Source organism: Streptomyces sp. NPDC045956, from assembly GCF_056430705.1.
In genome coordinates this window covers 97,130-112,538 of sequence record NZ_JBWKKZ010000016.1, presented here as the reverse complement: position 1 = coordinate 112,538, position 15,409 = coordinate 97,130, and the positions used below count along the sequence as shown (strand labels likewise).

The window sequence follows — 15,409 nt, the reverse complement described above, 5'->3', positions numbered from 1 at the left end:
ATGTCCGACGACGAGAAGACCCCCGCCCGCGAAATCATCACCGACTACGCGCAAGCTCACTTCCGTTACTTCCGCACCGCCGACGGCACCGTCTACGCGCAGCGCAACGGCCACCCCGTCGCCCGCCCGATCCGCTCCCAGGGCACCACGGGCAGCCACCGGCAGGAACTCATGGTCGGACTCTTCCGCGACGGGGTGGGCGTGTTCAACGGCACCGCAATGAAGGAAGCGCTCGACCTGATCGAAGCACTGGCGCTGACCGAGGACGTACAGCCCGTGCACATCCGCGTCGCCCCCGGATTCGACGGGGCCACCTGGCTGGACCTGGGACGGGCCGACGGGCAGTCCGTGCGCATTCACCCCACCGGGTGGGACATCCGCACCCCGGACCCGCGGGAAGTCTGCTGGCGGCGTACCCAGCTCACGGGGGAGCTGCCGTTGCCCGTCAAGGACACCGACGGGAAGGGCATCGATCTCCTGATGCGGCTGTGCAACTTCGCCACCGCCGAGACGGAGTGCCTGGCCATCGCGTGGCTCGTCGGCTGTCTCGGTCCGGACGTGCCCGTGCCGGCGCCGTTCCTCACCGGTCCGCAGGGCGCGGGCAAGTCCACCGGTGGGCGGATGCTGGTGCGGATCATCGAGGGCATGACCGGGGACCTGCGCCGGGCCCCGAAGGACGAGGAGAACCTGATCACGGCGGTAGCGGCCGGATGGGTCACCGCCCTGGACAACCTCTCCCACATGACCCCGGAACTGTCCGACGCGATGTGCTGCATCGTCACCGGCGCCGAGAACGTCAAGCGCGCCCTGTTCACCGACGGGGACGTCTTCCGCATCGGCTACCGCCGCCCCCTGCTCCTGACCGGCATCGACGTCGGCGTCATCCGGCCCGACCTCGCCGAACGGCTCCTGCCGCTCCGCCTGGAACGCCCCCGGGTGCGGCGTACTGAGGCAGAACTGTGGTCCGACTTCGCCGAAGTGCTGCCTGTCATCCTCGGCTCGCTCCTGGACCTGGCCGTGCAGGTACGGGCGGCGGAGGCGGACATCCCGACCGACCTACGTATGGCGGACTTCGCGCACCTGTGCGCGCAGCTCGACGCGGCCACCGGACTCGGGGCGCTGGCCGCGTACCGGGCCAGCCTGGACGACCTTAACGACGACGTCATCGAGGGCGACCTGTTGGCACAGACGGTCCTCAAGCACGCCTCCGGCATCGAGCCGGGCACCGATCAGCGGATGACGTCTGCCGAGTGGCTGTACTGCCTCACGGGTCTCTACGCGGGCGAGGACTTCCGTCCTCTGCCCAAAGGGTGGCCGACCACCGGCAAGGTGCTCTCAGACCGGCTCAAGCGGCTACAGCCCACCCTCGCGGCCCGGGGCGTCCTCATCGACTGGGGACGCACCAACGCATCCCGCTATATCGAGATCGCGCGGCCGGCCGCCGCGCCGCTCTCACCAGAGCAGGAAGCGGCCTTCTGACCGCACGGCACCACGACCGCTCACAAGCAAGAGGAGCACCCGGCCCCCCGTGCTCCTCTTGCTGTTCGGCGGCGGCGCCGCCCTGCGAGGTCGCGCCGCGAAGCGGCTCCTTCTTCAATCTCTGAGCCGCACCACAACAGATACCACCCCCCTCTTTGTCCTAAGTAGGAAGACGCTGCGTCACCTGCGTCACCCGTACCCCGAAAACGGCCGGTGACCTGCTGGAAGGCCGGTGACGCAGACGGCCGATTCCTGCGTCACCCCGCGTCACCTGCGTCACCCGATGACGCAGGTCTGTGTCACCGGTGACGAACCCCCACCGTGCTGCGTCACCACGAAACCGCAGGTCAGAGCCGCGAGTGACGCAGATGACGCAGGTGACGCAGAAATCTGCACCTCGGACACACTCGCCCACCCGCAGACCACGCGAGGAGTAGCAACGATGGCTCGCCCCAAGATGCTCAAGCTCCCCGAAGTCCTCGAAGAGATCGAGATGAGCCGCGCCGCGTTCTACCGCATGCGCGCCCGCGGCCTGGCCCCGAAGCTCATCAAACTCCCCAACGGACAGATCCGCTGCCGCCGCAGCGACCTGGACGAATGGTGGGCCACGCACGAAATCGCGGCCTGATCTCTGACCACACCGACGGGGCCCCGCCATGGCGGGGCCCCTTTCACAGGAAGGCCCCCGATGGGGAAGACGTACGACGTTCGGATCTGGTCCGTCCGCCAGCGGAAGGATCGTGGACAGACCTCCGCGGAATTGCGCTGGAAGACGGGTGACACCCCGCACTCCCAGACGTTCCGCACCAAGACACTGGCGGAAGGCCGCCGCGCCGAGCTGTTGCGGGCGGCTCACGCCGGCGAGCCGTTCGACGAATCCACCGGGGCGCCGCTGTCCGAGTTGCGGCAACGCAACGACGTCAACTGGTACCAGCACGCCCGCGAGTACATCGAGATGAAGTGGCAGCACTCCCCCGGCTCCACACGCCGGACGCTCGCGGAAGCCATGGCCACCGTTACGCCCGCTCTCATTAGGGACGCCAAGGGCATGGCTGATGCTCAGACGGTACGGACGGCCCTCTATAGCTGGGCATTCAACGTGAGCCGCCGTGACCAGGAACCGCCGGACGACGTGGCCGCCGTGCTGGCATGGTTCGAGCGGAAGTCCCTGCCCACGTCCGCGCTGGCCGACCGCATGCAGGTACGCGCCGCCCTGGACGCCTTGACCAAGAAACTGGACGGCACCACAGCAGCAGCGTCGACCATCCGCCGGAAGCGGGCCATCTTTCACAACGCACTCGGCTACGCAGTTGACGCCGGACGTCTGACGGACAACCCCCTGCCACAGGTGCAGTGGAAGTCCCCGGAGCAGGTCGCGGAGGAACTGGACCCCGCCTCGGTTCCGGACCCCCGGCAGGCTCTCGCCCTGCTCGATGCCGTGCGTAGGCAGAGCCCCCGCGGGCGGCGCCTGGTCGCCTTCTTCGGCTGCATGTACTACGCGGCGGCACGGCCGGCGGAAGTCATCGGCTTGCGTCTCCAGGACTGCGACCTGCCCCGCCGAGGGTGGGGCACTCTGCGACTCCGGGAAACCCGCCCGCGCTCGGGGTCGGCCTGGACGGACAGCGGAGAGGCGCACGACCGGCGAGGGCTCAAACACCGGCCCCGGAAAGCAGTCCGCACCGTCCCGATCCCGCCCGATCTCGTGAACCTGCTCCGGTGGCACGTCACCGCTTACGGCGTCGCCCCCGACGGGCGACTGTTCCGAACGCAGCGCGGAGGACTCATCCAGGACACTGGATACGGCGAAGTGTGGGCGGAAGCCCGTACGCGCGCCCTCACGCCCGCTCAGTGCGCGTCGCTGCTGGCGAAGCGTCCGTATGATCTTCGCCACGCCGCCGTTTCCACGTGGCTCAGCTCTGGCGTGGAGCCGCAGGAAGTGGCCGCGCGCGCCGGCCACAGTGTGGCTGTGCTGTTCCGGGTATACGCGAAGTGCCTGGACGGCGGCGCCGCCACGGCGAACGCCCGCATCGAGCGGGCACTGAAAAACGGCAGCTAGGACAGCCGGAAGCTGCCCCACGCCTGCCCCACACAGACTGGTCAGCACCCGAATCAGGGTGAGACACACTGAGAAAAAGCACCCATAACGATCAGGTCGGACCCGTCAATGACGAAAGGGTCTGCGATCAGCATTGCTGCTGGTCACAGACCCTTTCGGTCGTGTGGCGGCGCCAGGATTCGAACCTGGGAAGGCTGAGCCGGCAGATTTACAGTCTGCTCCCTTTGGCCGCTCGGGCACACCGCCGGGGTTCGCTGCCCTTCGAACCGCCTTGCGGCGGTGCTCCGTGGCAACGACGTAAACAATACCCGATGTGGAGGGGTGCTTCGCCACCCGATTGATCGCCACCCGGGGGACGGCGGGTGGCTAGTCTTGTCCGGATGCGGCCGAGGGTCCCCGCGGGCCCGGCGGTCGCCGACGTATGCCGGTACGGACCCGATACGCGGCCCGACACGCACCAGATACAAGGAGCCACAGGACATGGCCGACTCCAGTTTCGACATCGTCTCGAAGGTCGAGCGGCAGGAGGTCGACAACGCCCTCAACCAGGCCGCCAAGGAGCTCTCGCAGCGCTACGACTTCAAGGGTGTGGGCGCCTCGATCTCCTGGTCCGGGGAGAAGATCCTCATGGAGGCCAACTCCGAGGACCGGGTCAACGCCGTCCTCGACGTCTTCCAGTCCAAGCTGGTCAAGCGCGGCATCTCGCTGAAGGCGCTGGACGCGGGCGAGCCCCAGCTCTCCGGCAAGGACTACAAGATCTTCGCGTCGATCGAGGAGGGCATTTCCCAGGAGAACGCGAAGAAGGTCGCCAAGCTCATCCGCGACGAGGGTCCCAAGGGCGTGAAGGCTCAGGTGCAGGGTGAGGAGCTGCGGGTCTCCTCCAAGAGCCGGGACGACCTGCAGACCGTGATCGCCCTGCTGAAGAACCAGGACTTCGACTTCGCGCTGCAGTTCGTGAACTACCGGTGACCTGCTGATCCGAGGCAGGACGACAGGCAAGGTCCCGTCCGACGGGGAAGGGCGGGCGCCCGCGGGTGCCCGCCCTTCGCGTCGGCCGGGTGCCTATCGCGTCATCGATCGCGCGAGTTCCCGAACAGGAGCCGGTAGGCGATCAGCAGCACCAGGGAACCGCCGATCGCCGCCGCCCACGTGGCACCGTCGTAGAAGTCCTTGCTGACCGGGTGGTCGAGCCAACGGGCCGATATCCAGCCGCCGATGAACGCCCCCGCGATGCCGATGAGGGTCGTGCCGACGAGCCCTCCCGGATCACGGCCCGGCAGCAGGAACTTGGCGACCGCCCCGGCCAGCAGTCCCAGGATGATCCAGCTCAAGATCGTCATGCCGTGCACCTGCCCGTTCGCCCAGTACCCACGCGGTCCCGTCCGTCGGACCGGTCTCCGCGGTGTTCATGTCTTCCTGGTCAGGGGGACGTTCCGATCACTCCTGGTGGTTGCGTCGATCAGTAGGGTGCGACGCATGACACCTGGCGGTCCTCAGCTGCGGCGCACCCTGGGCGTGGGCGACGCCGTGTTCGTGGGACTCGGTTCGATGATCGGCGCCGGCGTCTTCGTGGCCCTCGCACCCGCGGCCCGAGCGGCCGGGTCGGGGCTCCTGCTCGGCCTCGCGGTGGCCGCCGTCGTCGCCTACTGCAACGCCACCTCCTCGGCACGGCTCGCCGCTCGTTACCCGGCCTCGGGTGGCACCTACGTCTACGGGCGTGAGCGGCTCGGGGATTTCTGGGGGTACCTCGCGGGCTGGTCGTTCATCGTGGGCAAGACGGCCTCCTGCGCCGCCATGGCGCTCACCGTGGGCATGTACGTCTGGCCGGAGCAGGCGCACCCGGTGGCGGTCGCGGCCGTGGTGCTGCTGACGGCGGTGAACTACGGCGGCATCCAGAAGTCGGCCCGTGTGACGCGGGCGATCGTGGCTGTGGTGCTGGTGGTCCTCGCATCCGTGGTGGTGGTGTGTCTCGGGTCGGGCCGGGCCGACGCCGGTCGGCTGGACGTCGGAGTGTCGGGCGGCATCCTCCAGGCGGCCGGTCTGCTCTTCTTCGCCTTCGCGGGATACGCGCGCATCGCGACGCTCGCCGAGGAGGTCCGGGACCCGGAGCGCACCATCCCGCGCGCGATCCCGCTGGCCCTGGGCATCACACTGATCGTGTACGGCTGTGTGGCGGTGGGTGTGCTTTCCGTGCTGGGCCCGGGCGGTCTCGGACAGGCGACGGCGCCGCTGGCGGACGCCGTGCGGGAGGCGGGTCTGCCGGGGCTGGCTCCGGTCGTGCGGGTGGGCGCCGCCGTGGCCGCGCTGGGCTCCCTCCTGGCGTTGATCCTCGGCGTCTCACGGACGACGCTGGCCATGGCGCGGGACCGGCACCTGCCCGAAGCACTGGCCGCGGTGCACCCGCGTTCCCGGGTACCGCACCGCGCGGAGCTGGCCGTGGGAGCGGTGGTCGGGGTCCTCGCCGCCACGGTGGACGTGCGCAGTGCCATCGGTTTCTCCTCTTTCGGTGTGCTGGCGTACTACGCGGTGGCCAACGCCTCGGCCTGGACGCTCGACACCTCGCGGGCGTCGCGGGTGGTGCCGGCGCTGGGTCTCGTCGGATGTCTGGTGCTCGCCTTCTCCCTTCCGGCGGGTTCGGTGATCGTGGGCGCAGGTGTGCTGGCCGCGGGCGCGGTGGCGTACGGGGGCACGCGGGGGCGAAGGGGGAAGGTCCCGCGGTAGACGCGACGGGGGTGTCTCGGCCGGGTGCCGGGGCTCGTCGCGGCGGGCGTTCGCGACACCGGACGTCCGGCGTGCCGTGAGTGGCGGACGCCGGCGGAGTGACCGTGTCCGCCACCCCTACGGGTCCGGTCGCCGTACGTATGCGGAAGCCGGTCCCCCGGCGGCGACTTCAGACCTTCGTTCGGCCTTCTCGTATCCCGGCAAGTGCCGTCGGCTCGGGTGCCGGGAGGGAACTCCGCTCCCAGGAATGGGCGTTGCGCGGGTCGGTGGCCACTTGTGCGGGGGGGGCGGGCTGCCCGTTCTCGGTCATGCATTCATGGTGCAGGTCGCCGCCGACAGCCGAGCGAGCCTGTGGACAACCCCGCGGTTGTGGAAAGCGGCGGTTCCTACCAGCCGTTCCGCTGCGTGGAGCCGGTGGCCGTGAACGGCTGGTCCGTGCGCACGATCTCGCGTCCCAGCGGGAGCAGGGAGACCGGGATCAGCTTGAAGTTGGCGACGCCGAGCGGGATCCCGATGATGGTCACGCACAGGGCGATACCGGTGACGATGTGGCCGATGGCGAGCCACCAGCCCGCCAGGACCAGCCACAGGACGTTGCCGATGCACGAGGGCGCCCCCGCGTCGCGGCGCTCGACCGCCGTGTAGCCGAAGGGCCACAGGGCGTAGACGCCGATGCGGAAGGCCGCGATGCCGAACGGGATGCCGATGATCGTCACACAGAGCAGGAGCCCCGCGACCAGGTAGGCGAGGAACAGCCAGAAGCCGCTGAGGACGAGCCAAATGACGTTGAGGATGGTCTTCACTGCTGTCGACCTGCCATCTTTTCGAGTCGGGCGATCCGCTCCGCCATGGGCGGATGAGTGGAGAACATTTTCGAAACCCCCTGCCCCGGGCGGAACGGGTTGGCGATCATCATGTGGCTGGCGGTCTCGATCCGGGGCTCGGGGGGCAGCGGCAGCTGCTTCGTGCCCGTCTCCAGCTTGCGCAGGGCGCCCGCCAGGGCCATGGGGTCGCCGGTCAGCTGGGCGCCGGACGCGTCGGCCTCGAACTCCCTGGAGCGGCTGATCGCCAGTTGGATGACGGTGGCGGCGAGCGGACCGAGGATCATGATGAGGAGCATGCCCAGCAGACCCGGCCCGTCATCGTCGTTGGACCGGCCGACGGGGATCAGCCAGGCGAAGTTGACCAGGAACATGATCACGGAGGCCAGGGCGCCGGCGACGGACGAGATCAGGATGTCGCGGTTGTAGACGTGGCTCAGCTCGTGGCCGATGACACCGCGCAGCTCGCGCTCGTCGAGCAGACGCAGGATGCCCTCGGTGCAGCACACGGCCGCGTTGCGCGGGTTGCGGCCGGTCGCGAAGGCGTTCGGTGCCTCCGTCGGCGAGATGTACAGGCGGGGCATGGGCTGGCGGGCCTGGGTGGAGAGCTCGCGGACCATCCGGTAGAGCCCGGGGGCCTCGAACTCGCTCACCGGACGGGCGCGCATCGCGCGCAGAGCGAGCTTGTCGCTGTTCCAGTACGCGTACGCGTTCGTGCCCAGGGCGACGAGTACGGCGACGACGAGCCCCGCTCGGCCGAAGAAGCTGCCGATGAGAATGATGAGCGCCGACAGTCCCCCGAGGAGTACTGCCGTCCTGAGCCCGTTGTGCCGGCGGTGCACGGTACGCCCTCCAAGTGGTGCAGCAGGGGAACCCTTTGCTTGCAGGTGTCGCTCGCTGTGGTTGCTTCCTGGACTCCGATGCCACCGGTGGCGTGGCATCACGTCCAGTGGACCCTTCCGTACTGGTCAACGCCAGGCGAGGGCCGCCAGTTCCCCGGCGCTCACCGCGGCGCGCGTGGTCCATGCGGGTGACGGCCGCAGCGGACACCGTGCGCCGCGGCCGGGTACCTCACGCGCGCGTACGTGAAGCCGACCCGCTCAGAAGAGGCCGGTGTCGGCGAAGCGCAGGATCAGCTGGGGGGCTCCCGAGAGGGCGACCGCCAGGAGCGCGGTCAGGGTGAGCGCGGCCGTGACGGGCGCGGGGACGCGATGCCTCTCCGTCGCGTTCTCGGGCGTCCGGAACAGCAGGGCCGTCCATCGGAGGTAGTAGTACAGCGCGATGACGACGTTGACCGCCATGACGACGGCCAGCCAGCCGAGCCCGGCGTCGACGGCCGCCGAGAAGACCGTGACCTTGGCGAAGAGGCCGATGATGCCGGGCGGCAGCCCGGCGAGGCACAGCAGGAAGAACGCCAGGAGCAGGGCGGTCAGCGGGTGGGAGGCGTACAGGCCCCGGTAGTCGGCGACGCGGTTGCGGGGCCGCGTACGGCCGACGAGCACGGCGACCGCGAAGGCGCCGAGGTTCACCGCCGCGTACATGAGGGCGTAGGCGACGGTGGAGCCGATCGCCCGCTCGGGCTCGTCGGAGTACCCGGCGGCGGCGATCGGAACCAGCAGGTAGCCGGCCTGGCCGACGGACGACCAGGCGAGCAGGCGCACCGCGCTGTACGCGCGTGTGGTCCGCTGGCGGAGGGCTCCCGCGTTGCCGACCGTCATGGTGAGGGCGGCCAGCGCCGCCAGGGCGGGCCCCCAGACGTCCGCGTAGGACGGGAGGGCGATGACCGTGACGAGGATCAGGCCGGAGAAGCCGACCGCCTTGCCGACCACGGACAGGTAGGCCGCGATCGGCAGGGGTGCGCCCACGTAGGTGTCGGGCACCCAGAAGTGGAAGGGCACGGCGGCCGTCTTGAAGGCGAAGCCGACGAGGGTGAGGACGACGCCGGTCTGCGCGAGGGTGGTGAGCTGCCCGTCGACGTGGGTGATCCGTTCGGCCACCTGGGTGAGGTAGAGGGTGCCGGTCGAGGCGTACACGAAGCTGATGCCCATGAGGCTGACCGCGGTCGCGGTGACCGAGGACAGGAAGAACTTCAGGGCCGCTTCGGAGGAGCGCCGGTCTCCCTGGCGCAGGCCCACGAGCGCGAAGGCGGGCAGGGAGGCGACCTCCAGGGCGACGATGAGGGTCGCGAGGTCGCGGGAGGCGGGCAGGAGGGCGGCGCCGGCCGCGGAGGAGAGCAGCAGGAACCAGAACTCGCCCTCGGGGAGTCCGCGGTCGGCGTCCTTCAGGGCGGTGACCGACAGCAGGGCGGCCAGAAGGGCCCCGCCGAGGACCAGGAACTGGAGGGCGAGGGTGAAGGTGTCGGCCGTGTAACTGCAGACGTCGGCGTCGCCGGTCCGGCAGAACGTCGAGCGGTCGCCGTTCACCAGGGGCAGCAGCATGAGCGCGGCGGCGGCGAGCCCGGCGACCGACATCCAGCCGAGCAGCGGCTTGCGGGCGTCCTTGACGAACAGGTCGGTGACGAGGACGACGAGCCCGATGACCGCGGCGATGGTGGGCGGCGCGATGGCGAGCCAGTCGACGGACTGGACGAGGTTCTGGGCCGGTGACTGCGAGAGGGTCTGGGCGAGGGACGGGGCCGGGGAGCTCATCGGGTGCCTCCTGAGAGGAGCTGCTGCACGGCCGGGTCGGTGAGGCCGAGAAGGGTTCTGGGCCACAGTCCGGCGACGACGGTGAGGGCGACGAGCGGCGTCCAGGCGGCGAACTCGTACGTGCGTACGTCGGTGAGGGCCGGGGCTTCCCGCGGTACGGCGCCCATGCAGACACGGCGGACCACGATCAGCATGTACGCGGCGGTCAGCAGCGTGCCGAAGGCGGCGACGGCCATGAAGGTGAGGAAGGCGGGGCGGCTGAGGCCCTCGTGGGGGTCGAAGGCGCCGAACAGCGCCAGCATCTCGCCCCAGAATCCGGCCAGACCCGGCAGGCCGAGCGAGGCGACCGCGGCGAAGGCGAGCAGGCCGCCGAGGCGCGGTGCCCTGCCGTACAGGGCGGCTCCGGTCTCCTCGGCGAGGGTGTCGAGATCGGTGGTGCCGGTGCGGTCCTTGAGTCCGCCGGCCACGAAGAAGAGCAGGCCGGTGATGAGGCCGTGGGCGATGTTGGCGAACAGGGCGCCGTTCACGCCGGTCGGGGTCATGGTCGCGATGCCGAGCAGGACGAAGCCCATGTGGCCGACGGAGGAGTAGGCGATGAGGCGTTTCAGGTCGCCCTTCGCGCCCCGCTTGACCAGGGCCAGGCAGGCCAGGGAGCCGTAGATGATGCCGACGACGGCGAGGGCCGCGAGGTAGGGCGCGAAGGTCTGGAAGCCGTCCGGCGCGATCGGGAGGAGGATGCGGACGAACCCGTACGTACCCATCTTCAGCAGGACGCCGGCCAGCAGGACCGAGCCGACCGTCGGGGCGGCGGTGTGGGCGTCGGGCAGCCAGCTGTGCAGCGGCCACATCGGGGTCTTCACCGCGAGCCCGATCCCGATCGCCAGAACGGCGATGACCTGCACGGATGCGGTCAGCGACCGGCCGTTGTCAGTGGCGAGTGCCACCATGTCGAATGTGCCCGCCGTGAGTCCGATCAGGAGCAGGCCGAGCAGCATGACGACGGAGCCGAGGAGGGTGTAGAGGATGAACTTCCAGGCCGCCGCGGCCCGTCCTTCGCCGCCCCAGCGGGCGATGAGGAAGTACATCGGGATGAGGACCATCTCGAAGGCGAGGAAGAACAGGATCAGGTCGAGGACGGCGAAGGTCGCGAGAGTGCCGGACTCCAGGACGAGCAGCAGCGCGACGAAGGCCTTCGGGCTCGGGGCCGGGGCTCGTTGTGTCAGCCGCTCGTTTCGCTGCCTGCAGTACGAGTAGAGCGCGCAGAGGAAGGTCAGCAGCGCGGTCAGCACCAGCAGGGGGAGGGAGATGCCGTCGATGCCGAGGTGGATGCGCACGTCGAGTGCGGGGATCCAGCTGATGTCCGTGCTGGCCTGCATCTTCGAGGGGTGGTCGTGGTCGAAGCCGAGCACGAGGACGATCACGGCGAGAAGGATGACGCCGGTGACGGTGACGCCGTGCCGCAGCACCGCCTGCTCGGGTGACTTCCCCTTCAGCCCGGGCGGGGCCGGGAGCAGAGCGGCGGCGGCCCCGATCAGCGGGCCGACGACGATCAACGCGAGAAGGAACTGCATCAGGGACTCGTTGATATCGATCACGCCTGCTCACGCTCCCGTGGCGACGAGGACGGCGGCGACCGCGAGGACGACGGTGCCGGCGAGCAGCGCGCTCACATAGGTCTGCACATTGCCGGTCTGGGCCCGGCGGACGGCGGTGCCGAGCCAGCGGGGCAGGGCGCCAGCCCCGCGTACGTAGGTGTCGACGACCTCGCGGTCCAGGAACCGGACGAGGCTCGCACCTGCCTGCACCGGCCGGACGAAGAGCGTGGTGTACACCGCGTCCAGGTGGAAGCCGACGGCCGCGTGCCGGTGCAGGGGGCCCAGCAGGAGCCGTCCCGGGTCCGAGGGGTCGGGGGCGTACGCGATGTCTCCGTAGGCGGGTTCGTGGCTGGCGATGGCCTCTGCCTCCACGCGGGCGGCGTCGCCCTCCGGGTGCGCCGCGACCGCCCCCAGCGGCGGGCGGTCCGCGAACGCCGTGGTGTGGCGCCAGGCGGCGTAGGTGACGATGCCGCCGACCAGGGCCACACCCGTGCCGAGCACGGAGGTGGTGAGCGTCGGGGTGAGGTCCTGGCCGTCGAACCAGTCGGGCAGCAGGCGGAAGGCGAGCCCGCCGAGGGCGAGCGAGGGGAGGGCGAGGACCCAGAGCACGGCGTTCATGACGAGCGGCTGCCGGCCGTGGTCGGGGGCTTCGGCGCCCCGGCCGCGGAAGGCCAGCAGCCACAGGCGCGTCGCGTAGGCGGCGGTGAGCAGGGCCGTGACGAGACCGGCGACGAGGACGGTCCAGCCCGCCGCGCCGGGCGCGTGCTCGGTGTGACCGGTGGCGACGTGCTCCGCGGCGACGAGGACGGACTCCTTCGAGAAGAAGCCGCTGAAGGGCGGGATCGCGGCGAGTGCGAGCAGCGCCACGGTCGTCGTCCAGTAGGCGTCCGGGACGCGGTCGCGCAGGCCCCGCATACGGGACATGGCGGCCAGCGAATTGGTGCCGGCGGCGTGGATGATCACGCCGGCGGCGAGGAACAGCAGCGCCTTGAAGGCACCGTGCGAGATGAGGTGGAAGACGGCGGCACCGCGGTCGCCGGCGGCGAGGGCGCCGGTCATGTAGCCGAGCTGTCCGATGGTCGAGTAGGCGAGGACGCGTTTGATGTCGTCCTGGGCGAGCGCGGCGAGCGCCGAGCCGACCATCGTGACCGCGGCCATGGCGGCGAGGACGATCATCGCGGCCCGCGAGGCCTCGAACAGGGGAAGGAGCCGGGCGACGAAGTAGACACCGGCGGCGACCATCGTCGCGGCGTGGATCAGCGCGGAGACGGGTGTCGGGCCCGCCATCGCGTCGGGGAGCCAGGTGTGCAGCGGGAACTGCGCCGACTTGCCCGCCACGCCGGCCAGCAGGAGGAGGGCGATCAGCGTCGGGTGGTCGAGGGAACCGCTCGCCACCGCGCCGAGGATCTCGGTGATGCGGAAGGAGCCGGCCTCAGTGGCCAGCGCCAGCAGGCCGATCAGGAAGGGGACGTCACCGAGCTTGGTGACCAGGAACGCCTTGAGCGAGGCGGCTCGGGCCTCCGGGGTCTCCCAGTAGTGGCCGACCAGGAAGTACGAGCAGATGCCCATGATCTCCCAGCCGACCAGCAGCACCATCAGGTCGCCGGAGTAGACGACGAGGAACATGGCGGAGGTGAACAGGGAGACGAGAGCGGCGTACGAGGAGTAGCGCGGGTCGTCGCGCAGGTAGCCCGTGGAGTAGATCTGCACGCAGGTGGCGACGCAGCCGACCAGGACCGCGACGAGGGCGGCGAAGCCGTCGATGTGCAGGGCGAGTTCGATGGGCACCGAACCGGTGGGCGTCAGTTCGGTGACGGCGTCCACGGGCTCGTCGCCGCCTTGACGGGTGGCGACCAGGACGGCGAGGACGAGGGCCACCGCTGTCGGCAGGACGGCGAGCGGGCGGACGAATCCGGGCGCCGTACGGCCCAGCAGAAGGCCGGCGGCTGCCCCCAGGAAGGGGAGGAGGGGGACGAGGACGGCGAGGGTGGTCGTGGTCACGCGGTGGCCTCAGCCTTCTCGGCGGCCGTCCCGGTCGCGGGGGAATCGGTGTCGGGACCGTCCGGCTCGTGGCCCTCCGCGGTGTCGCGGAGCTTGTCGATGTCCGAGGTGCCGCGGTTGCGGTGGACGGCGAGCACGATCGCCAGGCCGATGCCGATCTCGGCGGCCGCGATGGCGATCGTGAACAGGGTCAGGGCCTGGCCGGAGTGCAGGGTCTCCTCGGCGGTCCTGCTGAGCCAGACGTCGAAGGCGACGAGGTTGAGGTTGACGGCGTTGAGCATCAGCTCGACCGACATCAGGACCAGGATCGCGTTGCGGCGGGCGAGGACGCCGTACAGGCCCGTGCAGAACAGGAGGGCGGAGAGGACGGCGGGATAGGCGAGGTGCATCAGCGGTCACCGGCCTTGTCGGCACCGTTCGGCGTGGCGGTCGGCCGACCGGCCTCAGGGGAGCGGCCCGTCTCGGGGGAGCGGCCCGGCTCGGGGGCGCCGCCCGGCTCGACGGTGCGGCCGGGGTCGGCGGTGCGGCCGGGGTCGGTGGCGCGGTCCGCCTTCGCCTTGCGGGACAGGACGATGGCGCCGACGAGCGCGGTGAGGAGGAGGACGGAGAGGGCCTCGAAGGGGAGGACCCAGTTCTGGAAGAGGCTCGCTCCGGTCACGGCGGTGGAGCCGGCGGCCGGGCCGTCCAGGTCTATCCAGGTCGTGCGGAAGGCGTCGACGACGACCCACACCAGGGCAGCGGCGGCGGCCAGGGTCACGGTGAGGGCGGCCCAGCGGTTGCCGGAGTCGGCGTCCGGGGAGCGGCCGATGGGCGCCCTGGTGAGCATCAGCCCGAACAGGATGAGGACGACGACGGCACCGACGTAGATGAGGACCTGCACCCAGGCGATGAACTCGGCGGTGAGCAGGAGGTACTCGACGGCGAGGCCGCCGAGGGCCACCACCAGCCACAGGGCGGCGTGGACGAGCTGCCGGGTGGTGACGGTGACGACGGCCGCGCCGAGGGTGACCAGGCCGACGAGGAGGAAGGCGATCTCGACGCCGGTCGGGGAGAGGAAGCCGTGGGATTCGGCTGCCAAGGTCGTGGGATGCACGGCGAGGTGGCCGGCGGTCGCGGCGGGCGTCATCCCCGGTCCTCCTGTTCCGGCTGGTCGGGTCGGCGGGGCTCGTCCCGTTGGTCGGGGTGGTCGGGCCGGTCGGGCTCGTCCCCCCGGTCGGGCTGGTCGGGCTCGTTCCGCTGGCCCGGCCCGGGCCGGCCTGCCGTCGGCTGGTCGGGCCTCGGCCCGGGCTCGTTCGGCCTCGGCTGGTCCGTTTGCTGCTTGGAGTCGCCCATCGGGCGGGTGGCCTGCTCGGCCGCGCGGGCCTGCTCGTCGGCGTGCGGTTCGGTGGCCCCGGGCGCTTCCCGCGAGGCCTCCGGCTGCTGGTCGGCCTGGCGGGGCGTCTCCCGCGCGGGTGACTCCGGCCGGGGCGCCTGCTGAGGGGGAGCTGCCTGAGGGGGAGCTGCCTGCGGGGGCATCTCCTGCCGAGGTGCCCCCCGCGGGGGCGTCTCCTGCTGGGATGTCTCCTGCTGGGAGGACAGTTTGTCGGCGGTCTTGCGGGCGGCGGCGAGTTCCTTCGGTTCCTCCGCGCCGGGGTCCAGGGCGGGCGGGGCCGGGACGGTCCACATCCACTCGCGGAGCTTGTCGCGCTCGTGGGTGAGGTCGCGGATGTCGGTCTCGGAGTACTCGAACTCCGGGGACCAGAACAGGGCGTCGAAAGGACACACCTCGATGCAGATACCGCAGTACATGCACAGGGAGAAGTCGATGGCGAAGCGGTCGAGGACGTTGCGGCTGCGGTCGCGCCCGCCGGGGGTCGCCGCCGGCACCGTCTCCTTGTGGGAGTCGATGTAGATGCACCAGTCGGGGCATTCGCGGGCGCAGAGCATGCAGACCGTGCAGTTCTCCTCGAACAGACCGATCACGCCGCGGGTTCGGGGCGGCAGTTCGGGCTGGGCGTCCGGGTACTGCTCGGTGACGGTCTTCTTCGTCATCGTGCGGAGGGTGACGGCCAGGCCCTTGGCCAGGCCGCTGCCGGGAAGGGGGGCCAT

14 protein-coding genes and 1 tRNA gene are annotated in these 15,409 nt (G+C 70.5%); 5 read left to right on the top strand and 10 right to left on the bottom strand.

All coding sequences use genetic code 11. The features are described 5' to 3' along the window. The 3 genes from AC07FV_RS32790 (at window position 1) to AC07FV_RS32780 (ending at window position 3,535) form a co-directional block, all read left to right on the top strand. Window positions 1–1,479, top strand: a complete 1,479-nt coding sequence (locus AC07FV_RS32790; RefSeq protein WP_479091264.1) for an ATP-binding protein — start codon at window positions 1–3, stop codon at window positions 1,477–1,479. A gap of 442 nt (window positions 1,480–1,921) precedes the next feature. After that, window positions 1,922–2,107, top strand: coding sequence for a helix-turn-helix transcriptional regulator (locus AC07FV_RS32785; protein WP_195886929.1), 186 nt, complete (start codon window positions 1,922–1,924; stop codon window positions 2,105–2,107). Window positions 2,108–2,167: 60 nt separating this feature from the next. Next, window positions 2,168–3,535, top strand: coding sequence for a tyrosine-type recombinase/integrase (locus AC07FV_RS32780; protein WP_479091263.1), 1,368 nt, complete (start codon window positions 2,168–2,170; stop codon window positions 3,533–3,535). Between the two features lie 164 nt (window positions 3,536–3,699). Here AC07FV_RS32780 and AC07FV_RS32775 read toward each other — a convergent pair. Beyond that, a tRNA-Tyr gene (locus AC07FV_RS32775) sits at window positions 3,700–3,781 on the bottom strand. Between the two features lie 234 nt (window positions 3,782–4,015). Here AC07FV_RS32775 and AC07FV_RS32770 point away from each other — a divergent pair. After that, the gene (locus AC07FV_RS32770; RefSeq protein WP_356609118.1) at window positions 4,016–4,504 is read left to right on the top strand and encodes a YajQ family cyclic di-GMP-binding protein; all 489 of its coding nucleotides are present in this window, start codon (window positions 4,016–4,018) and stop codon (window positions 4,502–4,504) included. A gap of 101 nt (window positions 4,505–4,605) precedes the next feature. Here AC07FV_RS32770 and AC07FV_RS32765 read toward each other — a convergent pair whose 3' ends face one another. Further along, a complete protein-coding gene (locus AC07FV_RS32765; RefSeq protein WP_479091262.1) occupies window positions 4,606–4,875 on the bottom strand; it encodes a GlsB/YeaQ/YmgE family stress response membrane protein in 270 nt (89 codons plus the stop codon). Between the two features lie 136 nt (window positions 4,876–5,011). On the opposite strand from AC07FV_RS32765, the gene AC07FV_RS32760 reads away from it, so the two are divergent. After that, a complete protein-coding gene (locus AC07FV_RS32760) occupies window positions 5,012–6,256 on the top strand; it encodes an APC family permease (protein WP_479091260.1) in 1,245 nt (414 codons plus the stop codon). A gap of 386 nt (window positions 6,257–6,642) precedes the next feature. Here AC07FV_RS32760 and AC07FV_RS32755 read toward each other — a convergent pair whose 3' ends face one another. From AC07FV_RS32755 to AC07FV_RS32720, 8 genes are all read right to left on the bottom strand, one after another. Beyond that, the gene (locus tag AC07FV_RS32755) at window positions 6,643–7,059 is read right to left on the bottom strand and encodes a YccF domain-containing protein (RefSeq protein ID WP_479091259.1); all 417 of its coding nucleotides are present in this window, start codon (window positions 7,057–7,059) and stop codon (window positions 6,643–6,645) included. After that, window positions 7,056–7,919, bottom strand: coding sequence for a zinc metalloprotease HtpX (gene htpX, locus AC07FV_RS32750; protein WP_479091257.1), 864 nt, complete (start codon window positions 7,917–7,919; stop codon window positions 7,056–7,058). Before htpX ends, AC07FV_RS32755 begins: the two co-directional genes overlap by 4 nt. 258 nt (window positions 7,920–8,177) lie before the next feature. Next, window positions 8,178–9,725 carry an NADH-quinone oxidoreductase subunit N gene (locus AC07FV_RS32745; protein WP_479091256.1) on the bottom strand — a complete coding sequence of 516 codons (1,548 nt, stop codon included), beginning with the start codon at window positions 9,723–9,725 and terminating at the stop codon, window positions 8,178–8,180. Next, window positions 9,722–11,320 (bottom strand): complex I subunit 4 family protein, encoded by a 1,599-nt coding sequence (locus AC07FV_RS32740; RefSeq protein ID WP_479091255.1) that lies wholly within the window; start codon window positions 11,318–11,320, stop codon window positions 9,722–9,724. The genes AC07FV_RS32745 and AC07FV_RS32740 overlap by 4 nt, the downstream gene beginning before the upstream one ends. 6 nt (window positions 11,321–11,326) lie before the next feature. Continuing rightward, window positions 11,327–13,321 (bottom strand): NADH-quinone oxidoreductase subunit 5 family protein, encoded by a 1,995-nt coding sequence (locus AC07FV_RS32735; RefSeq protein WP_479091254.1) that lies wholly within the window; start codon window positions 13,319–13,321, stop codon window positions 11,327–11,329. Then, complete coding sequence (gene nuoK, locus AC07FV_RS32730) at window positions 13,318–13,710, bottom strand: NADH-quinone oxidoreductase subunit NuoK (RefSeq protein WP_356609134.1); 393 nt, start codon at window positions 13,708–13,710, stop codon at window positions 13,318–13,320. The genes AC07FV_RS32735 and nuoK overlap by 4 nt, the downstream gene beginning before the upstream one ends. Continuing rightward, window positions 13,710–14,447, bottom strand: a complete 738-nt coding sequence (locus AC07FV_RS32725) for an NADH-quinone oxidoreductase subunit J family protein (RefSeq protein ID WP_479091252.1) — start codon at window positions 14,445–14,447, stop codon at window positions 13,710–13,712. Before AC07FV_RS32725 ends, nuoK begins: the two co-directional genes overlap by 1 nt. Then, window positions 14,444–15,409 carry a NuoI/complex I 23 kDa subunit family protein gene (locus AC07FV_RS32720; RefSeq protein ID WP_479091251.1) on the bottom strand — a complete coding sequence of 322 codons (966 nt, stop codon included), beginning with the start codon at window positions 15,407–15,409 and terminating at the stop codon, window positions 14,444–14,446. Before AC07FV_RS32720 ends, AC07FV_RS32725 begins: the two co-directional genes overlap by 4 nt.